This window comes from Enterocloster citroniae (genome assembly GCF_040545455.1).
GTDB lineage: Bacteria > Bacillota > Clostridia > Lachnospirales > Lachnospiraceae > Enterocloster > Enterocloster citroniae.
Genome location: NZ_JBEPLZ010000009.1, coordinates 199826 through 220707 on the forward strand (window position 1 = coordinate 199826; position 20882 = coordinate 220707).

Annotated in this window: 16 protein-coding genes; 1 reads left to right on the forward strand and 15 read right to left on the reverse strand. The window is 48.9% G+C overall.

Going from position 1 to position 20882, the window contains the following annotated elements:
• Positions 1–11: 11 nt before the first annotated feature.
• Positions 12–1112, reverse strand: a complete 1101-nt coding sequence (gene glf / locus ABID13_RS14535) for a UDP-galactopyranose mutase (protein ID WP_048929971.1) — start codon at positions 1110–1112, stop codon at positions 12–14.
• Positions 1113–1266: 154 nt separating this feature from the next.
• Between glf and ABID13_RS14540 the strand changes: the two genes are divergently transcribed.
• Positions 1267–3474, forward strand: coding sequence for a M13-type metalloendopeptidase (locus ABID13_RS14540; protein WP_048929972.1), 2208 nt, complete (start codon positions 1267–1269; stop codon positions 3472–3474).
• Between the two features lie 11 nt (positions 3475–3485).
• Here the strand turns inward: ABID13_RS14540 and ABID13_RS14545 are convergent, their stop codons facing one another.
• The 14 genes from ABID13_RS14545 to ABID13_RS14610 form a co-directional block, all read right to left on the reverse strand.
• Positions 3486–4697 (reverse strand): aspartate-alanine antiporter-like transporter, encoded by a 1212-nt coding sequence (locus ABID13_RS14545; RefSeq protein ID WP_048929973.1) that lies wholly within the window; start codon positions 4695–4697, stop codon positions 3486–3488.
• 48 nt (positions 4698–4745) lie between these two features.
• Positions 4746–5798 (reverse strand): CobW family GTP-binding protein, encoded by a 1053-nt coding sequence (locus tag ABID13_RS14550; protein ID WP_197092180.1) that lies wholly within the window; start codon positions 5796–5798, stop codon positions 4746–4748.
• A complete protein-coding gene (locus tag ABID13_RS14555; protein ID WP_048930118.1) occupies positions 5795–6139 on the reverse strand; it encodes a hypothetical protein in 345 nt (114 codons plus the stop codon). The genes ABID13_RS14550 and ABID13_RS14555 overlap by 4 nt, the downstream gene beginning before the upstream one ends.
• A 61-nt stretch (positions 6140–6200) precedes the next feature.
• Complete coding sequence (locus tag ABID13_RS14560; RefSeq protein WP_048929974.1) at positions 6201–7082, reverse strand: polysaccharide deacetylase family protein; 882 nt, start codon at positions 7080–7082, stop codon at positions 6201–6203.
• 80 nt (positions 7083–7162) lie between these two features.
• On the reverse strand, positions 7163–7966 hold the full coding sequence (locus tag ABID13_RS14565; RefSeq protein WP_048929975.1) for a carbon-nitrogen hydrolase family protein: 804 nt from the start codon (positions 7964–7966) through the stop codon (positions 7163–7165).
• A gap of 280 nt (positions 7967–8246) precedes the next feature.
• Complete coding sequence (locus ABID13_RS14570; protein ID WP_197092181.1) at positions 8247–10010, reverse strand: sigma 54-interacting transcriptional regulator; 1764 nt, start codon at positions 10008–10010, stop codon at positions 8247–8249.
• A gap of 48 nt (positions 10011–10058) precedes the next feature.
• Complete coding sequence (locus ABID13_RS14575; RefSeq protein ID WP_048929978.1) at positions 10059–10508, reverse strand: DUF1097 domain-containing protein; 450 nt, start codon at positions 10506–10508, stop codon at positions 10059–10061.
• A gap of 141 nt (positions 10509–10649) precedes the next feature.
• Positions 10650–12347, reverse strand: a complete 1698-nt coding sequence (gene treC, locus ABID13_RS14580; protein WP_048929979.1) for an alpha,alpha-phosphotrehalase — start codon at positions 12345–12347, stop codon at positions 10650–10652.
• Between the two features lie 20 nt (positions 12348–12367).
• Positions 12368–14290: a PTS system trehalose-specific EIIBC component gene (gene treP, locus ABID13_RS14585; RefSeq protein ID WP_048929980.1), complete on the reverse strand. Its 1923-nt coding sequence runs from the start codon at positions 14288–14290 to the stop codon at positions 12368–12370.
• Positions 14291–14485: 195 nt separating this feature from the next.
• A complete protein-coding gene (locus tag ABID13_RS14590; RefSeq protein WP_152649064.1) occupies positions 14486–15301 on the reverse strand; it encodes an MBL fold metallo-hydrolase in 816 nt (271 codons plus the stop codon).
• 101 nt (positions 15302–15402) lie between these two features.
• Positions 15403–16800 (reverse strand): ABC transporter substrate-binding protein, encoded by a 1398-nt coding sequence (locus ABID13_RS14595; RefSeq protein ID WP_048929981.1) that lies wholly within the window; start codon positions 16798–16800, stop codon positions 15403–15405.
• Complete coding sequence (locus ABID13_RS14600) at positions 16797–19166, reverse strand: hypothetical protein (protein ID WP_045093550.1); 2370 nt, start codon at positions 19164–19166, stop codon at positions 16797–16799. Before ABID13_RS14600 ends, ABID13_RS14595 begins: the two co-directional genes overlap by 4 nt.
• A 28-nt stretch (positions 19167–19194) precedes the next feature.
• On the reverse strand, positions 19195–20025 hold the full coding sequence (locus tag ABID13_RS14605) for a carbohydrate ABC transporter permease (RefSeq protein WP_007866821.1): 831 nt from the start codon (positions 20023–20025) through the stop codon (positions 19195–19197).
• Complete coding sequence (locus tag ABID13_RS14610) at positions 20026–20871, reverse strand: carbohydrate ABC transporter permease (protein WP_334291331.1); 846 nt, start codon at positions 20869–20871, stop codon at positions 20026–20028.
• Positions 20872–20882 lie beyond the last annotated feature (11 nt).

Sequence of the window (20882 nt, forward strand, 5' to 3'; positions counted from 1 at the left end):
CCCAAAAATCATCACCCAAATATTTCCTCTGCCCGCCTCATGGCTGACTCAATTACCTTGTCCATGTCATAATACTTATATTCTCCCAGACGGCCGCCAAACCATACATGTTCCTCCGCCTTTGCCAGCTTCTCATAGCGGCAGAACAGTTCCTGGTTTTTCTGGTCATTGACCGGATAATAGGGCTCCATCCCCTCCTGCCAGCTCACCGGATATTCCCTGGTTATAACAGTCTTTGGCTGGCTTCCGAACTCAAAGTGCTTGTGCTCGATCACCCTGGTATACGGTGTCTCCCTGTCTGTATAGTTGACAACAGCCACGCCCTGGTGGTTCTCCTCCTCCAGGACCTGGGATTCAAATCTCAGGCTGCGGTATTCCAGTTTCCCGAACCGGTAACCATAAAACGCGTCAATGGTTCCCGTATAGACTACGGTTTCGCCCAGACTGTCGTAATGCTCCCTGTTCTCCAGGTAATCCACTCCCGTCTCTATGTCACAGCCCTCGAACAGCTTTTCCATGATCACGTTATATCCGCCTATGGGGATTCCCTGGTACAGGTCATTAAAATAATTGTTGTCATAGGTATACCGCACAGGAATGCGCTTGATGATAAAGGCCGGAAGCTCCCTGCAGTCCCTGCCCCACTGTTTTTCCGTATACCCCTTGATCAGTTTTTCGTACAGTTCCCGTCCAACCAGGCTGATCGCCTGCTCCTCCAGGTTCCTGGGATCTTCTTTTATCTCAGCCCTCTGCTTCTCAATGACGGCCTTTGCCTCATCCGGCGTGGAAATGCCCCACATCTTGCTGAATGTATTCATATTAAAGGGCATGTTATACATCTCCCCCTTAAAATTAGCCACCGGGCTGTTGGTATAGCGGTTAAACTCCGCAAGGCTGTTCACAAACTCCCACACCTTTTTATTGCTGGTATGGAATATATGGGCGCCATACTTATGAACATGGATTCCCTCCACATCCTCACAATATATATTTCCCCCAATATGGTCCCGTTTCTCCAGAACCAGGCATGTCTTTTTGTTCTTTCTTGCATACCAGGCAAATACTCCTGCGTATAGCCCGCTGCCAACCAACACATAATCATAATGTTTCATTCCGGATCTCTCCTCCTCGTTATGAGCACCTGGAGACCGTATTTTGGTCTCCTACGTGCGATACATCTAAGCGTTTATTTGCTTTCACAATTGTACTATGTTTTTACGGAAATGTAAATGAGGTTTGGGATTCGTACAGAAAGGAGACATTTTAATGAAAAAAAGAAAACATTCCTCTGTCTGGACCGCGGTCGCGCTCGCCATGGCCCTGGCTGTCATCAGCTATTACCCTGAAAACCACGGGGGATCCGGTCCTTCCCGTGGGGAAAAAGCCCCGGACTCTTCCCCTGACTTCCCTGCACATGATGCTTCCACCCCGGACTCCTCCACCCCGGACTCCTCCGCCCCGGACTCCATCCGCGCATCAGAAGCAGCCGCACCGCCCAGAGCCAGTACGGTCCCGTCTTACGCTGATGATTTTTACAGCGCGGTAAACCGCCGGACTCTGGAGGAGTGGTCGATTCCGGCAGACCAGCCTGAGATGAGCTGGTTCCGGGTATCCCGGGAGGACAGTTATGAAAAGGTAAACAAAATCATCCAACAGGTTTCCTCCCTGGAACCCCCTCTGGGGAATACCCGGGAGAACGCCCGGGAAGGCGCCTTGGGTAATAGTCAGGAACGTCCCCGGGAAAGCAGGGATATGTATAATATCCGTGCCCTGAACCTGACCGGACTGGATAAGGAAGCCAGGGACAGGGGAGGTTACGGCCAGGCGGCCGGGGCATTTCTTAAGGAGGTGGACGGAGCCGGGACACTGGACCAGCTGTTAAGATCCTGCCTCCAGTTCCACAAGGATTACGGATATTACAGCCTGATAGGGATTGAGTATGAAGGGGACAGCCAGGACTCCTCGGTCAAAGCAGCCTACGTGTGCCCGCCGGACAAGGGACTTACAAGGGAAATATGGTTTTCAGAGGATGACTCCAACAAGAAACGTGTGGAGGAATATATAAAATATCTCACCACACTCCAGGAAATAAACGGAGCAAGTCATCAGGAGGCAGTGGAAACCGTGGCGCAGGTGACTGCAATGATGAAGGATCTGGCATCCTCGTCCCTGACCATACAGGAGGCCTATGATTCATCTAAGACCTACAATGTGTATACAGCCAAGGATGCGGCTGCTATTTATTCCGGCGCACTTCCCTTTTCCCTCCTGGAAGATGTCTACGGCGTTCAGCAGACTGAAAAAACCATCATACCGGAGCCCGACCTGTGCCGTAAGTTGGGCCAATACCTTTCAGAGGAACATCTTCCTCTCTTGAAACGTTATGTAAAGACATGCCTGTATTCGGACCTGTCCCGGATCGCAGGCACAAAGTCCCTGGATGCGGCCCAGGTATATGAGACATCCGCCAACGGCATTGAACAGAAAAAATCATTTGACAGGACCGTATCCGAATCCGTCCAGCAGTTTTTGGGATATCAGTGCGGCAGGATATACTGCCAAAACTATTTTGACGAGAGTGCCAAACAGGATGTGACCGCTATGATCCAAAAAATCATAAGGGTATATGACCAGCGGCTTGCATCAATGGACTGGATGAGCGGGTCCACACGGCAGGAAGCCCGGAAAAAGCTGGCTAACCTGACCATAAAGGTGGGCTATCCGGATCAATGGCCCCAGGACAGATATGAACTGGAATTAACTCCCCCCGATCAGGGCGGGCTCTATATAGATAATATCCTGTCCCTAAAAAAAGCGGAACAGGATTTCAGGTTTGAGACCAGACACGATCCCGTGGACAGAGTCGAATGGGGGATGACTCCCCAGACCGTCAATGCCTATTATAACCCCGGGAACAATGAAATCGTATTCCCGGCAGCCATCCTGCAGGCCCCCTTCTACTCTGCCAATGGGAATCCGGTGGCCAATCTCGGCGGCATCGGAACCGTGATCGGGCACGAGATCACCCATGCCTTTGACACTACCGGCTCCCAGTATGATGAAAAGGGAAACCTGCGGGACTGGTGGACTGATGAGGACCGACAGCATTTTAAGGAGCTGGGCCAAAAAGTCATAGATTACTACAGCTTGATGGAGGTCAATGGGATACCGGTCAACGGCAGTCTCAGCGCCACGGAAAACATTGCTGATCTCGGGGCTGTCTCCTGCCTGACGGAGATTGCCAAAAAGGAAGGCTATGACCTGAAAGAGCTATACAAAGCCTACGCCTCTGTGTGGGCCAGCAAATACAGGGATGAATACCTGTCCTATATCATGTCCAATGATGTCCATGCCCCCGGGATCATACGTGTCAATGGGGTTCTGTCCGCAACCGATGGCTTCTATACTGCCTTTGACATAAAAGAGGGGGACGGCATGTATCGGAAGCCGGAAGACCGGCCCAGGATCTGGTAAAGAACAACCGGTTACATGAACAGGATAACCATCTGGGAGGACAGGACCACCAAAACCAGCGCAATGGGATATGTGGCGGCATAGGCATTGGCCACATCATCGGTTCCGGCCACGTTGATCAGCGTGCCCAGGGCTGGGGTCGAGGTCATGCCCCCGGTTATGGAACCAAGTATATTAAGAAGATTTAGCCTCATAACCCGCTTGGCCATTATAAAACCCACGGTCATAGGCAGCAGGGTCATGATAACGCCATACACAAAATAAACAGGTTCAAAGTATCTGATAAAATTCGCGCCTCCCGCCACACCGGCTCCAATAAGAAACAGCATCAGGCCAAACTCCCTGAACACCTTCAGGGCTGCTGCTGAGGGAGTGAGGGATATCATGCCCCCATGGCCCAGGTGTCCGAAGAAAAGGCCCATCATCAGGCAGCCGCCGGTTGTGGTCAGTGAGAAATCCCCTACTTTGACGGAACCCAATAAGATGCCTGCCACCGCGGCCAGGGAAAACGGCATCAATCCAAAATCGTCCATTTCCGTCAGACCACCGGGAAGTGTTCGGATCCGGCTCTTAGAAATGCTGATCAGAGCTCGTTCCTTTACCATGTTGGCCTTTAGCGCCTTGGGCACGATCTGCACAAACAGCACCACCCCCACAACGCCAAAGAGATAAGCGATGCCGTATCCAACAGATACCAGTGATTCCAGATGTTCCGTGGCTACTGTGGCCTTGGCCGCGGAAAAGGCTGGCGTGGATGTGAGGGACCCCGCCATGATACCCACCATCAATGCGATAAACTCATCATCCGCAATAACAGCATTTCCCCGGAACAACAGTATGCACAAAATGCAGCTGACCGCTCCCGTTGCTATGATGATCAGTCCCAACATGACATAAGACTTATAATTTTCCCTGAAATTCCCAACAAAATTGGGGCCTGCTATAAACCCCACAGCTGTCACGAACAGGCTCAGACCCATGTTCTCAATGATTTTTAATGCACTGTTTGCAAAACTGGTCCCTCCTGCCAAAAGTTGTTCTGACAAGGTATTATATAAAAAGCAGCCATAGATAAGGGCAGCCACAAAGACACCGGCAGTACCCAGGTTGATCCCCCTGACCGTGATCCGGCCCAGTGAATATCCCAGGGCAGCTATGGCAAAAACGGAAAACATTAAAAACGCAACTGTTCTAATTGATAAGTATCCACCTAGCAAACTCATGCTTATTTCCTTTCCGGCGGACCATCATGCTCCGTCTGATCATTTATTTTATCCTTTGCTGTACGGATCCAGATTGATCTCTGAAATCTCAGGCGCAGAGCCAAGGATATTTTGAAACGCCACAAGGGAGCGCAGTATCTGCTCCGGCTCCAGATCTTTCATTATAAAAACAATTTGGGAGTCCCGCTCCTCATCACTCCAGCTGTCAAGGTGACGGGGAGGATGGATGATATGCTGTACACCGTTTATTACAATGGGCCCGTGGGCTCCCACATCAACCATGCCCTTGATACGCATCATTTTTTCTCCATGGACATAAAGGAGCATGCTCATCCACAGGCCAAATGCAGTCCAGTCAAGAGGTTCATAAAATCTTATGCACATGGAACGGACCCCGCTGTCATGTTCTGCCGGCATTTCACAACAATCCTTTTTTATTCTCTCAAGCTTTGTCAAATGTACATCCATCCGGCTTATGCTGTTAGATAATACCACCTCCGGGGCAATGATCCCATTTGCCGCCTCCACTATAAGGGCTGCGGGATTGAGTTCACGCAGACGCTCACGCATTCGGATCACATGCTCTTTTTCCACAATGTCTGTCTTTGTGATAATGACAGTATCTGCGGTCACGATCTGTTTTATTGATTCCGGATTATTCCTCAGATGCAGTTCTCCGTTAGCCGCATCCAGGCAGCATACCACACAGTCAACATAATAGCGGTTCGTAAGGAGCGGATCCATGAGAATGGAAAAAAGAATGGGCGCCGGATCTGCAAGCCCTGTGGTTTCAATGACCACCCGGTCCAGCTTGATCTCGCCACGTTCTGATTCGTTGAGAATTTCTTTTAACTCTTTTACCAGGTCATCACGCATATTACAGCAGATACACCCTCCGCTGAGCAGCCGGGTCTTCTCCTCTATGCGCCGGATCAGGCGGTGGTCCAGACCTGCCTGACCATATTCGTTGATAATCACAGCTGTGTCGGCAAATTTCTCATACTTGAGCACATTGGACAAAAGGGTGGTTTTTCCGCTTCCAAGAAATCCGGTAACAATGGTAATCGGATGCCTGTTATCTCCAATCATCACCTGCTTCACATCCTCTCCCGAAGCGCCTTTAAAAAGACAGGGTCAAGGGGATCTAAATCCTGATGGGCCAGATCAGAAGCAGCCTTCCACATTCCCCCAAGATCGTTGATCACTACGCTTGTGCCTTTTTTGTCAAATAACATATATTTGCTGCCGCTCCAATCCTTCAGGGCAAGCCCGTAGTAGCTGAGGATCTGATTGGCAATGGCCACACGTCTGAGCCGAAGGCGCATTCTCTCCCGCTGGCCCTCTCCTGCCACAATTTTTTTTCTGCTTCTGTAGTTTGCATCATGGACCGGCTGATCCGTCCAGTGGACCGTCATGATCATTTCACCGCACAGTATACACATATCCCACACTCCTTCAAAAAGAAGGCATGCAGGCAGGCATGCCTCCGTCATCAGTTGGTTCCTATTTCTTAGGGAATCTCTTAAGGAACTCATCAGCCATCTCATCAAGAGTACACCAGCGTATGCCTTCGTGCTGGTTGATGTGGTCAATCAGATGCTGGTGGCAATTGAGAGCCTTCATACGGCCGGATACATCGGGATGGATGGTCATTGGGAACACGGCAAAGTCGTAGTTCTCATAAACATAATCAAAAGAATCCTCCCACATTCCAAAAATATCCTTGGGATTATGGAACCCAAAGCTGTTGGGGGACTTCTTGATAAACATCAGCGGCGGAAGATCATCTAAATCCCAGTTTGCGGGAATCTCCACCAAATCGGTCTCCTCTCCGCGAACCAGCGGCTTCATCCATGTGTGTGCCGGTGCAGAGTAATCAATCTTGTCCCAGCTGTCCCCAATACGCACATAGTAAGGCATACAGTCGTGATGCATGAGAGAGTGGTCATACTTAATGCCATATTTCTTGAGAAGCTTGTCAGTGACATTGGAGAACTCCCACCAGGGAGCAACGTAACCTGTGGGTCCCTTACCGGTAAGGGCAGTGATCAGTTCAACGCTCTTAACAAGGATGTCCTCCTCCTGCTGAGAGGTCATAGCAATAGGATTCTCATGGGAATAGCCGTGTGCCCCAACCTCGTGGCCCGCATCCACGATCATCTTCATCTGCTCCGGGAATGTTTCGATGGAGTGTCCGGGAGCAAACCATGTGGCCTTGATGTTGTTCTTCTCAAACAGCTTCAGCAGCCTTGGAATGCCGACCTCACCGGCGAAAAGCCCCCGGGAAATATCATCCGGTGAATCCTCGCCACCGTAGGATCCCAGCCAACCGGCAACAGCATCAATGTCTACTCCATAACCAACCAGAATTTCTTTTTTTGCCATGTTTCATACCTCCAATCATTCTTTGTTATCAGGTGTCCGTCTTTTATTAATACCCCCTGTCTCAGGAATAATAATACATATTAAAAGTTGTTGTTATAAAGCTTTTCATTCATATCTCTAAGGTAGGGAAGCACCTGGCGCATACGCGCAACCTCGTCCAAGTCGATCTGCGCGCACACAACAGCGTCTCCCTCCGCTCCGTAAGAAGCAAGAATGGTGGTGTCGGGTCCTACGATGCGGCTCAATCCCCCAAACGCACTGTCCTTATCCTGGCCACAGCGGTTGCTGGCTATGACAAAGGCGCCGTTTTCCAGCGCTCTGCTGCGGGAGGCCGTGTCCCAGGCATAGTACCGGGCCCTGCCGAAGGCGGAGGTGTAGATCAGTATGTCCGCGCCCTTGTGCACCTGAATCCTTGCCATTTCCGGAAATCCTATTTCGTAACAGATTAAAAGCCCTATTTTACAAAAGGATAACTGGATTACATCCAGCTGTTCCCCTTTTCCAAAGCGTTTGTCCTCGCCGCCCCAAAGATGCATCTTCCGGTGCTTACCCTTAAATCCCTCAGGGCCGACCACAACAGCGGTATCATACAGAATCCCGTTCTCTCCAGATTCAATGATAGCCCCTGCAATATAGATGTGGTGCTTTGCAGCAAGCTGATGCATCCACTGGGTAGCTGCCCCGGGTATGGGTTCCGCCAGGACGGTATCATATTCCTCAACACGATAACCGGTATTAAAAAGTTCGGGGAGCACAACCAGCTGTGCTCCCTTCTTTACAGCATCTTCGATCAGCGCTCCGGCTCTATTGAGATTTGCCTCTTTGTCATTCAGGATGCAATCCATTTGAATGGATGCCACGGTGAGTTTATTGGACACAGTCATCCTACCTCCTACTATTTATTTTCCTTCGCATTATCTGTTAAACGCAAATTGTATGCCAACTTTGAAAGAGGATTAAAAATATTTATTCTATCCATTCCCATACACTGGAATATGAAAATTCTTATGCATTGTATCCAAACAGTGTGTTGGGATTTTGTGCATATTTTTTTCTCCCATGGGCCGCACATCATTCGGTATTTTGAAAACATGAAAAAAACCATGCAGCCGTGCATAAAAATTATGCACGGCTGCATGGTTTGATTTCCTACTGTTTAATTTTCTAGTCTTTATTTCTCAACTTCCTGCTAATGGTGCTTTGGTCCACGCCAAGGGCCTCCGCCATCTGGGTGGTGGTGGAATATTTTTCTTTTACCATCTGGATCAGCATGTCCTCCACCATCTGATGGGCTTCCCGCAGGGGTATGATCCCGTCCACATGTACCACCGTCTTCCGGCGGCTGTTGGTAATGGCCTCAGGCAGGCTCTCCTTGCCTATCATGTTATGGGGAGACAGAACCACCATCCTCTCCACAGTATTCTGAAGCTCACGGATATTGCCGTCCCATTTGTAGGTCATAAACGCATCCATTACCTCCGGCGAAATTACACGGTCCATATTATATTTCTTATTATACTTATCTAAAAAGAACAGGGAAAGGGGAAGGATATCATCTTTCCGCTCCCTAAGAGGCGGTATATTGATCGCCACAACATTCAATCTGTAATACAGATCCTTTCTAAACGTTCCGTTATTTACTTCCTCCAACAGATCCTTGTTTGTGGCTGCGATGATCCGCACGTCCACAGAGATTTGCTTTGTACCGCCTACCCGCATGAACTCGTTTTCCTGAAGCACGCGGAGGAACTTTGCCTGCAGCGTTAAGGGTATCTCACTGACCTCATCCAGAAAAAGAGTGCCGTGATTTGCAAGTTCAAAAATGCCCAGTTTTCCGTTTCGCTCCGCCCCTGTAAAGGCGCCTCTCTCATACCCGAAGATTTCCGACTCAATCAGCGTGGGCGGAATGGCTCCGCAGTTGATCTTAATATAAGGACCATCTTTGCGGTTGCTCATGGAATGTATATAGTTTGCAAGGACCTCCTTGCCCACACCTGACTCACCGGTAATGATCACTGTAATGTCAGTCTCGCTAACCTTCATAGCAAGAGAAGATGCATTGAGCATCTGGGCGCTGTTTGCAATAAAGGGGACATCCTGCTGCTCCTGAATACGCGTGTAGGCAAGTTCACGCTTATATCCCTCCACCAGCAGCTTTGTCTCCTCCAATTCCTTATAAAGCTCATTTTCATTGACAATAAGACGGGATGTATTGATGACACGCACGATTTTTCCATTCTCATCCTTTATAGGTGTCCCCAATACCAGCAGCTTTTTCCCTGTAGCCGTGGTCTGTATGGCCTGCACCCGCCGTTTGGATTCCAGGACCATCCGCGTCACAGAGGGGTAATACGTACCCTGTTTCTCAAGTTCGTAAACACTTTTACCGATCAGACTTTCAGCATCCACTCCCCATATGGACTTGGCCGCAGAGCTGACCGACAAGGTGATCCCGTTGCTGTCAGATGCGTAGATTACATCCCAGTTAGTCTCAAACAGCTTGCTGATATCCTCATTGAGCCTGCTGTAACTCATTTCCAAGTCCTCAGAATTTTCCTCCACATTGTGGAAGCGAAGCCGCATCCCCCCTATGGTACGCCCGCCATCCATTATATTACTTTGCAGTATTAAATCTCCCATCTCCCGGAACATGATCCTGGTTTCCGTAGTATTGCCCAACATAGCGATCAGGCTTGCGATGTTCGCTTCAACTGTGTTGACATCCGCGCCCATCAGGGACTGGGCAGACCGGCCGCAGTAATGGCAATACTGGCTGTTCACATCCACAATACGTCCATTCATGTCAATGATAATAACATCGCAGGGCAAGGCATCCAAAATCACCCTTTTCGTAAAGGGATCCTTAGAGCCTGCATCTGTACTTGAACTGCTGAGATCCTTACCGCCCATTCCGCCACCACCTGCCATATTTTCCGCCTAGCCAAGTTCCTTGTATTGATGATCCATCCTGCTGATTTATATTGCTTCCTTCTTTTCAGACATCTTTTTCGCCAGCACATCCGATAAAATCCCCAGGGAAATGCCGCAAACCAGAGCAACCGCTGTCCCCTTCCAGTCATTTCCCGATGCATAAAAAGCCGCATTACCTATAAATGTTCCCGGGATAAAACCAAGGATGGCAAATTTCGCCTGCCAGCACATGACCGCCGCAAACAAAATAGTAAATAGAATGCCAGGTACCCCGGGCAGGAGATTACAAACAGCAATCGTTACAAATCCCCACAAAACCCCGCTCATATTTGTGCAGAAGGCGGATCTTACACCCTTCAGCCCGCCCCCTGCGGCAAAATAGCTGGCCCATCCCAAAAAGCCCACAAAACCGATCAGTCCCATCACTCCGCTGAGATAGACCCACACACCTGCCAAAAGTCCTACTGTAATTCCCACTGCAAAAAGATAACTCATACTGTCCACTCCTTTTCATATAAGATTGGCCCTACATAAAACCGCCTATCTTTTTATACCGCAATTTTCATGCCAATTATATATGAAAGGAATGACCATACTTCTATTATATCAGATTGTTCCCTGTGCACAAGGGCTGCATTACTCACACTTCCTATTTTCGATTGTCTTGTTCCGTATATACACCCGGCTTTCATAGGGACGCAGACTCCTTAACCAGGATTTCCCCACACCATCATCTCCTAACCCGGCTCCATCCTCATCCTCATAATTTCCAATGAGCAGCTTCCACCCCCACAGGCCAAAGGGCTCAGGAAGCGCAGCAGCCGTACTCCCCATATTATTCCAGACCATCAGCTCATTTTCCTCATCACTTCGCCTGTATGCCAGGATCCGGGGATGGCTGCGGTGAAGGAACTCAATGTCCCCTTCCTGGATCACACCATATTCTTTTCTCAGGGATATGAGGCGCTTATAATAATGGAAAATGGAATCAGGATCCTTTTTTTCATCCTCCACATTGATATAAGTATGGTTCTCAGGTATCCCGATCCATGGCCGGGCATCGGAAAAACCGGCATACCGGCTGCCGTCCCACTGCATGGGGGTGCGGCTGTTATCCCTGGAGCGGTTCTGGATGACGTAAAGCGCCTCCTTGGCAGTGCAGCCCTGTTCCTGGAGGATCTGATAATAGTTGGTGCTTTCCACATCCCTGTACTGGGAAATACTTTCAAAGCAGGGATTGGTCATTCCCAGTTCCTCCCCCTGGAACACATAGGGCGTTCCGCGGAACATATGGATCACGGTTGCCAGCATTTTGCCGGATTCCTTCCAGTAACGCCTGTCATCCCCAAAGCGGGAGATGGCCCTGGGCTGGTCATGATTGCACCAGAATACCGCATTCCACCCGTCTCCTTTTGCCATATCCTCCTGCCATACCATAAACAGACGCTTCAGTTCCGCCATATCAGGCTCCATCAACTTCCATTTATCACCACCTCTGTAATCCACTTTCAGGTGATGGAAATTAAAACACATGGAAAGCTCCCTGTTTTCCGGGCAGCTGTAACGGATGCAGTTGTCCAGAGAAGTGGAGGACATTTCCCCCACCGTGACCATAGCATCAATCCCCGTGTTTCTTGTAAGTTCCTGAAGGTATTCATGGACATGGGGACCATCGGTATAAAAGCGGCGTCCATCTCCCTCATAGTCATCCTCCAGCAGTGGAGGCTTGGATATCAGGTTCACTACATCAAACCGGAATCCCCTGACTCCCTTTTCCTTCCAGAAAAGGACCACCTTCTCAAGCTCCCTGCGCACCTTTGGATTATCCCAGTTCAGGTCGGCCTGTGTTACATCAAAGAGGTGGAGGTACCATTTCTTCAGATGGGGCACATATTCCCATGCACTGCCTCCAAATTTGGACTGCCAGTTGGTGGGAGGGTTCTCCGGCTCCCCGTCCCGGAATATATAATAGTCCATATAAGCCGGGTCCCCCTCCAGGGCCTTCTTAAACCAGGCATGTTCCGTGGATGTATGGTTAAATACCATATCAAACATACAGCCGATCTCCCGCTTTCCGGCCTGGGCGATCAGTTCCTCCACATCCTCCATGGTGCCGAACATAGGATCCACGGACAGATAGTCCGCCACATCATATCCATTGTCATTCTGGGGGGATTTGAAAAAGGGTGTAAGCCATATATAATCAATTCCCAGCTCCCTGAGATAATCCAGACGCCGGATCACTCCCCTTATATCACCCTGCCCGCTTCCGCTGGAATCCTGAAATGATCTTGTATATATCTGATAGATGGTACTGCTCTTAAAATCCCGCATTATGATCCTCCTTTATTGTCTCACTTAAGCACTGCCACCGCATCGGCCCCCGCGCTGGCGAGGAAACCGAATTTCCATTCTATGCTGGCCGTATTTCCCGGGTTGGTCACAACCATAATAACCATATCGGGGTGGCCCGCCTTGCGAATCCGTTCCCTGCTGAAGCGGATCAGCTGATCTCCCGCATTCACCCGGTCCCCCGGTTTAACCAGGGCCTCAAACCCTTCCCCATTCATGTCCACTGTATCCAGACCAATATGGAGCAGCACCTCCATTCCATTATCCAGTACCAGACCGCAGGCATGAAGGCTTCCATCCATGACCACTGCAACCGTACCGTTTGCCGGCGCTCTCAGCACTTCATCCTCAGGTTCAATGGCAACGCCGTCCCCCAGGGCTTTGGATGCGAACACCTGGTCCGGCACCTCCTCCATGGGAATGACCCGGCCGGAAACATATGCTGTCAGCTGTTCTACAGCCACATCCCCTGTCCGTTCCTCCCTTTCGCCGTCAGACTTTCCCTCTGTTCCAATTCCCCTGCGCTTTCCAATAATAAATGTCAGACCAAAGGGAATTACGATCACTACGGCCATTGCAATTACAAAGATCCCCATGTATTGAGGCTGTATGGACAGGACTCCGGGAATACCGCCCACTCCGATGGCATTAGCCTTTACACCGGACATTACGGAAAGCGCTGCCGCCACCGCGGATCCGGCCATACCGCAGATAAAGGGGAATCCATACTTTAAGTTCACGCCAAACATGGCCGGCTCCGTAACGCCCAGATAACAGGAGATGCAGGCCGGTACAGATACTTCCTTTGCCTTTGCATCCCTTTTTTGCAGGCAGATCATAGCCAGAACCGCGGAGCCCTGGGCAATATTGGAAAGGGCGATCATAGGCCACAGGGTGGTTCCCCCAAAATCAGCGATCAGCTGCAGATCGATCGCATTGCTCATATGGTGAAGGCCGGTGATGACAAGGGGCGCATAAAAGAATCCGAACACTGCCGCAAACACTCCTTTAAAGGAGGATGTAAGGCCTGCATTCACCAGGTCTGAGATCACGGCTCCCGCCTTCCAGCCAATGGGTCCCAGGATTCCATGGGCCACGATCACGGATAAGATCAGGGAACAGAAGGGAACCACGATCATGGATATCACGGACGGACAGATCTTTCGGAAAAACCGCTCCAGATAGACCAGTGTAAATCCTGCCAGCACTGCGGGCAGCACCTGTGCCTGATATCCGATCATATCCACCTGCATGAACCCAAAATTCCACTTGGGTATCTCAGCCGCGGCCGTTGAAGCCACACTGTAGGCATTAAGAAGCTGGGGCGAGACCAGTGTAATGCCCAGCACGATCCCCAATGCCTGGGTAGTCCCCATCTTCTTTGTGATAGACCATACAATACATACAGGCAGGAAATGGAACACAGCCTCGCCGATCAGCCACAGAAAGCTGTTCATGCCTGCCCAGAACACGGATACCTGGGTCAAGGTCTTGGTCCCCCCGTCAAACAGGGCGATCTCCCCGATGATATTGCGGAAGCCCAGGATCAGACCTCCCACTATGATAGCCGGGATCAGGGGGGCAAATATCTCCGCCAGGCTGCTCATGATCCTCTGAAGCATGTTCTGGTTCTGTTTGGCCGCCTTTTTCACCGCATCCTTGGACACGCCTTCAATCCCTGCCACTGCCACAAAATCATTGTAAAATGTACTCACTTCATTGCCGATAATAACCTGGAACTGTCCCGCCTGTGTAAATGTGCCCTTGGCGGACGCCAGGGATTCAATGGCCCCTGTATCTGCCTTGGACGGATCATTGAGCACAAACCGCATCCGTGTAACACAGTGGGAAACAGCCGCTATATTCTCCCGTCCTCCCACATACTCCAACAGCTTCTTAGAATCCTCGGTAAATCTCCCTGCCATAATTACCTCCTCAGACTGAAACATCTCACTTTAACCTGTTTCTTTGCAATCATCTGTTCATTTTAAACTGCCTCTTAGCACATCATCGCCCGCACTTGTTTAGACAAGTATTTTATGATATGATTATATCTTGTTTAAACAAGTTTGTCAAGAGCAAAAATAAAACTCCCACAATAAATGTGAGAGTTTCCAGTATTAAACTTTTTCCACAATCAATCGCTGTCCCAATTTCATGATTTCATATTTGCGCCCCGGATACAGTTCTTCCATATAAAAGGCAAATAAAAGCGGATTCTCTGTGTTTCCCTCAACCATATCATAGTGAAGGGGCACCACTAAGTCAACCCCGGCCTCTGCTGCCAGATAGGCGGCATCCCGGCCATCCATATTTCCTACGATCCCTCTGCCGCGTCTCTCTAAATCCGTGCCATTGACAGGAAGGAAAGCGGCGGTGATCGGCCCTTTGTTTTTGATATCTGTGAGAAGCCTTTCTGTTAACATAGTATCCCCGGAATGATATATCCTAATACCACCCAAGTCCAGGAAATAGCCAAGATAACACTGGTTGCCTGACGTATCCGTCTCATAGGATTCATGGGCTGCCCCCACTGGAAGAAGCTGGATCTCCTCTGTTAACGATACAGGCTCAAACTCCTTTGCCCCCACAATTGCATGTTCAGGAATCCCGGAGCACTCCAGCACTTTTGTCACCGGATAAGGGACCACTACCCTCATATGCCTGTTATTTTCCCACATAGGTTTCAGTGTGTCTGCATTCATGTGGTCCGCATGGTTATGGGAACAGATGACCCAATCCACCCGATCCACCATTTGGCCGGTGTACGGCGGAGGATAAAGCCTCCTGCTGATTCCATCCGGCCTGAACAGATCATTCAGGACCGGATCAATATATATAATTGTTCCCTTCCATTTAATAACCAGACCCATCTGTCCAATATACCATATGGCCGCCATATGATCGGGATATTCTGTCTCTTTGATCTGATCCAACAGCTTTCTCCCTGAAAGATACCACTTATTTCCCACAATGTTCCTTTCCACACAGTTCAGGGGAGCCGGTCTTTCCGCTGCTCCCGCCCCCCTGCTCCATGTTACCTTAATGTTGATAAAATGTCCTCGATCAGTGTCATTGCCTGATCTGCCGCAGACTCTACCTTTGTGGAATCATAAGAAACCACTTCCGCCGCATCGATCAGTACCGCTGTTATCTCTGCATTTGTAGATGCTGTGTTTTCGTAAAGTCCGGCATTTTCCTGTGCATACTGGGTTGCAATGATCACGCTTTCGTTTAAGACGCCCGCCTCCATACATGCGTCCTGAACCGCCTTATAGGGAGGAACTCCACGGCAGTCCCCCAATACCTTTCCTGCCTCTTCATCAGTAAGGAGGAAGTTCAGGAAATCTGCTGCTACCTCAGGATTTTCACATGTCTTTACAATGGCATACAGCTGTGACGGTTTCACCACCACAGATGTGTCCTTTGCATCCTGACGTATGGGAAGTCCTGTGGGTACAAAGGTATCTTCAGAATCTGACGTTTCACTTGTAATAAGGGATGTCCACGAAAGCCTGGATGTCAGTTTTCCGTTGATCCAGTCCGGGTTGGTCCATGTGGCGTTCAAAAAGGTATTGCCCTCCGCAGCAGGGACTGCCACGTTCTCCGTGTACAGTCTGGCTGCATAATTCAACGCATCCACCAGATCATCCCTTGTAAAGCCCAGTTCAAAGTTATCGTCAATAAGGAATTTCCCCGTCTTCTGAATGATATACGGACGCATTACAAACTCTACCATATCACTTTTATCAATGTTCAGAAAATACATGTCCGGGTTCTTCTCATGTACGGTCCTGCCAATGGTAATGAGGTCATCCCATGTCCACGCTGTATCTAAACCAGAAGGAATGCCAAACTCATCTAGCTTGGTTTTATTCATAATATAACATCTGGCATTAAGGCCGCTGGGAAGTGTGATCAAGGTACCGTTATAGGTACAATAGTTATCGATCAGCTTTTTATCAAATCCCTCAATATCGTAACCATATTGCCCCAGGTCCACAAAAAAATCACCGTTGGAAACAAAATCTCCCATCCACGGAGGGTTCAGCTGCACAATATCCGCTGACGTACCGCTCCCCAGCTCCGTTGCTACCTTCTCTCTCTCAGATTTGCCCCTGTATTCCGGTTCAATGGTCACATTGGGATGTTTTTCCTGGTACATTTTAATCACTTCTATGGTCTTTTCATGCCGCGCATCATTGCCCCACCAGGCAAAACGAAGCGAGACCGGTTCCCCTGCTTCCGGGCTCTCCGCTGCCGGACTTTCTGCCGGATTCTCCGCTGTCGGGCTTTCTGCCCCGTCCTTGTGCGGGACCTCCTTCTGCTCAGGGGCAGATGTTGTCTCCTTGGTTTCTGCTGTGCAGCCTGACATGGCAGATGCCATCATGATCCCTGAAAGCGCTATACATACCAGTTTTTTAATTTTTTTCATACGTACCCTCCTGAATTCATTATTTGTTCCCTGTTCTTTAAATACCCAAGTTCCACAGCCCGCCGGTAATAATGCAAAAGGGGGAGCAGAGTCTGGGCACACCTCTTTGGGCCGGACGGACAATCATAGATCACTGTATAATCATCATGTTTGTATTTTGAGAAATCATACAAGGGCGGCTGGTTTTCCCTGGTGATCCACTCAAACATCCCAAGTCCGGTTTCCATATATGCACGGTCGCCGGTAAGCTCATAGGCTATGGCAAGGCTCTCCAACACCATTCCGTTCAGGTTTAAAAATCTGACAGCCGGAAACTGTTTTCCAAAGAACACATCCGCCCTTGGGATGTAACAATACCGTATCATATCGTCCACCACATTTATCATGGTCTGTTTTATCTCCCGGGACGGGCATACCTGATCATATTGATAGAGTCCCACAATACCCACATGCATCATAAAAGGCACCCGGTCCATGTAATTGTCAGGGTATGGGGTAGTCCATGTTCCCAGTTCCTCTGCCCATTTCAGGTATACCTTCACAATAGGTTCACAGGCATCCAGCCATTTCTGCTCCCAGGTTTCCCTGTAAAGAGCCATAAATGTCCTCATGGCCCACCCGATCTCACGCGGTTCCACTGTGGCTGTGGCATGGTAAATGGGCAGTTCCATCAATTTCAGCAGCCCCTGTCCAATGGATCTGGCAGCCTCCAAACCGTACGGACTGCCGGTCAGGTGATAGTAATCCAGAAACCCCTCTACCCATTGATGGCTGGGTACCGGCTGACCGCTGACATGATCCACGCTATGGGTATACAGAAGTCCCTTTCTGTAAGGTTGGCCGCTGTAATGGCAGAGATCCACGTCATACCAGTGCTCCACAGCCGCTTTCATATAATCATAGTATCTGCGGTCCCCGGTCCTTGCCAGCATAACCATAAAATTGTGGGGCATATCATATTCATTGTTGATCCAGATCAACTCTCCCCCAGACCTGCCCTGTTTGATATACTCCCATTCCGGCCCGTCCCCGAAGTTCAGGATTCCCAGCCCCTTGGCTCTTGAATCCACATACCGGTATAAAAAGCGCTCTGTCTCATGGTGGTATTGGTCGGTAATATAGGGATCTAATACAGATGCCTCCATATAAACCTCAGGCGCCAGCACAGGCAGCGCGGGCATCTCAAACTGATGCGCCCTGTCAACGAGCATTCTGTCTTCCAATTCTACCTCATGGAAATACAAATAGCATCTGGTAGTTTTTGCCACTCCCTGAGGCACCTTAAGAATGGTGTTCAGTTCCGGAAGAAAGCTGATGCAGATCCCCTGTCCCGAAGCCTCCAATGCTTTGGGGAAATTCTGGTATGCCTGCTGGATGCCTGCTGTAACTCCATAATCCCGGTTTCTCCAGTCCGCTGCAAAAATACTGAACAACACTTCAGGAAACATCTCATTTGCCGTATTGATGATCGTATCAGCTGTGATCAGTTCTGAAATGGGTTCCTGATTTCCTTTCTTCACATGATAATTAAAGCCGGATGTATAAATTCCATATTCTTCTTCCCCTGTGCATTCGCCTCCAATTCCAGGCCTGATCTCCAGTTTCATTTCCCTTACCGCTTCATAGGGATAGTCTTTGTTATATTTAAGACCGGCCTGTTCATTATTGATGACCATTTCCCGCCTGTCGGCTGAGGATCTGTCATCCTCCGTGTTTATGATCTGGTAGTCTGCCAGGATCCATGGTTTTCCGGCCCAAACGGTGATCATAAGAGCATAATCAAACCAGCTCTTTTCCCCACAGTAATGCCTCCCCCTTGTTCTCACCACGGCTCTGACAGGTCCCTCTTCGATCACTTCCCATCCACCTGCTCCTATCTCTGCCTTAAACTCATCCCCTTCCTGATCCTTAATGACCGGCCCGATAATTTCATCCGCACCGTATGTATGTCCGGGTGTCACAATCCTGTGGAATATGCATCTCTGTCCTGATTTGGCCAGTTCTATATGCATTGATCCGTTTTCAATGGCTGTATACTCACCTCCCCGCTGCACATGAATCATTGGAAATCCTGTTTCTTCTTTATCCTGCATCTCCGCTGCCAGGCAAAGTTCATAATCCGTTTCCTGGTTTGCAGGTAAATCTCCAAGAAAATGAACCAGAAGCCACCTGACCGTGCCATCCTCCCAAAAGCCGGTTGCCCTGAACTGCGCCGGATAGCACCTGCCCTCAGGCAGTTTTTTCAGTTTCAGAGACTTTATTTTTCCCGAATACAGCTCTCCTTTTGGTAACGGAACAGCCACTGTGGCTGGTTCCATTTTTTTGTCATACCTGGATACAATCTCAAAATGTATTTTTTTCCTCATCCTGCCCTACCTCTCCCATTGTTGGATTTTATCCCTTTAACCCCGTGGTGCTGATGCCCTCAACAAAATATTTCTGTGCAAAGAAAAACAGTATGATAAGGGGCAGAATGCTGATCATGGACATGGCCATGACCTTATCCCACTGTACCTGTGCGGCAGTGTCAAGAGACGCCCTTAGCCCAAGGGAAACAGGAAACTTCTTAACTGAGCTGATGTAAATCAAAGTATTAAAAAAGTCATTCCACGTCCACATAAACTGGAACAGACCGGCTGAAAATAATGCAGGCTTTATAAGAGGCAGCAGGATCTGAAAATAGACCTTCAAAGACGAACATCCGTCAATATACGCTGCTTCATCCAATTCTTTCGGCACTCCCCGCAAAAATTGTACGATCATGAAAATAAAAAACGGGAAACAGGCAAATGCGGCCGGAAGATAAAAAGGCCAGTATGTATTTAGAAGTCCCGCCTTATTAAAAATTAAGTACCGCGGAATGATGATAACGGAGTTTGGAAGCATAAGCGTGGAAATCATCAAGGCGAAAAAAAACTTTTTAAAAGGAAACCTGAACCTGGCAAAACCGTAAGCCACAAAGGAACAGGAGAACACGGTCAGCAGCACGGTGGGTATTACCATCACAAAGGTGTTTTTAAAATAAGTGGCAAAGGTAATGTTGCCCACACCGTTCCACCCTCTTGAGAAAGCCGATAAATCAAAGGAAGAAGGGAGGAGTTTAGTGGAGCCCAGTATCTCCGCATTGGTCTTAAAACAGGCGAAAAACATCCAGATAAAAGGAAACGTAATCACCAGACCTACCAATACCAAAAGGATGTACGCAATTGCATTGTGTTTTTTCATTTAAAAGTCACCTCCATCCTCATAATAAACCCATGCATCGGAGGATTTGAAAATAAACAAAGTAAAGATCAATATAATGGCAAACAGGATCCAGGAAATTGCAGAAGCATAGCCCATCTTAAAATTGCTGAAGCCTTCTGTGTACAGTTTCATTCCAATTAAATAGGTGGATTTTAGAGGCCCCCCATTGGTGATCACAAATGCAGATGTGAAATTCTGCAGTGCGTTGATGGTCTGCATGATCAGATTAAAAAATACAATGGGTGTTATAATGGGAAGGGTGATATAGAAAAACCGCTTCACCTTTCCTGCCCCGTCAATACTTGCAGCTTCATGCAGGTCCACGGGGATCTGCTTCAGCGCGGCAAGGAACAATACCATTGAGGAGCCAAACTGCCATACCTGCAGCAGGCATATGGTAAACATAGCCGTGCCTGCCTGCCCTAGCCAGTTGACAGAGGGCAGTCCTATGAGTTCCAGCAGCTTGTTCAAAATCCCGTCTGACATAAACATCAGCCGCCACAGCGCTGATACCGCCACGCTTCCTCCCAAAATGGACGGGATATAGTAGACAGTCCTAAAGCCATTGATGCCCTTTAACCTCATGTTCAGGATCAATGCAACGATCAGGGCAAAGAAAAGCTTGCTTGGAACTGAGATCAACGCATATTTCATTGTAACCATAATGGATTTTTTAAAATCTGGATCAATGGTAAAAAGACGGATATAATTGTCTAGCCCTATGAATTTCGGCTGTCCCAAAACACTATATTGGGTAAATGAGTAGTACAGTGAGGCTAAAAACGGATACAGCTGCAAAAACAAAAAACCGATCAGCCAGGGCATGATAAAAAACA

Coding starts and splice junctions, on each gene's coding strand:
- ABID13_RS14545 (WP_048929973.1), bottom strand. CDS start 4,697: ATGAGTTTGCTAGGTGGATACTTATCAATTAGAACAGTTGCGTTTTTA.
- treP (WP_048929980.1), bottom strand. CDS start 14,290: ATGGCAGGGAGATTTACCGAGGATTCTAAGAAGCTGTTGGAGTATGTG.
- ABID13_RS14570 (WP_197092181.1), bottom strand. CDS start 10,010: ATGGCAGGTGGTGGCGGAATGGGCGGTAAGGATCTCAGCAGTTCAAGT.
- ABID13_RS14595 (WP_048929981.1), bottom strand. CDS start 16,800: ATGAAAAAAATTAAAAAACTGGTATGTATAGCGCTTTCAGGGATCATG.
- glf (WP_048929971.1), bottom strand. CDS start 1,112: ATGAAACATTATGATTATGTGTTGGTTGGCAGCGGGCTATACGCAGGA.
- treC (WP_048929979.1), bottom strand. CDS start 12,347: ATGCGGGATTTTAAGAGCAGTACCATCTATCAGATATATACAAGATCA.
- ABID13_RS14560 (WP_048929974.1), bottom strand. CDS start 7,082: ATGGCAAAAAAAGAAATTCTGGTTGGTTATGGAGTAGACATTGATGCT.
- ABID13_RS14565 (WP_048929975.1), bottom strand. CDS start 7,966: ATGACTGTGTCCAATAAACTCACCGTGGCATCCATTCAAATGGATTGC.
- ABID13_RS14540 (WP_048929972.1), top strand. CDS start 1,267: ATGAAAAAAAGAAAACATTCCTCTGTCTGGACCGCGGTCGCGCTCGCC.
- ABID13_RS14575 (WP_048929978.1), bottom strand. CDS start 10,508: ATGAGTTATCTTTTTGCAGTGGGAATTACAGTAGGACTTTTGGCAGGT.
- ABID13_RS14555 (WP_048930118.1), bottom strand. CDS start 6,139: ATGTGTATACTGTGCGGTGAAATGATCATGACGGTCCACTGGACGGAT.
- ABID13_RS14605 (WP_007866821.1), bottom strand. CDS start 20,025: ATGAAAAAACACAATGCAATTGCGTACATCCTTTTGGTATTGGTAGGT.
- ABID13_RS14600 (WP_045093550.1), bottom strand. CDS start 19,166: ATGAGGAAAAAAATACATTTTGAGATTGTATCCAGGTATGACAAAAAA.
- ABID13_RS14610 (WP_334291331.1), bottom strand. CDS start 20,871: ATGCCCTGGCTGATCGGTTTTTTGTTTTTGCAGCTGTATCCGTTTTTA.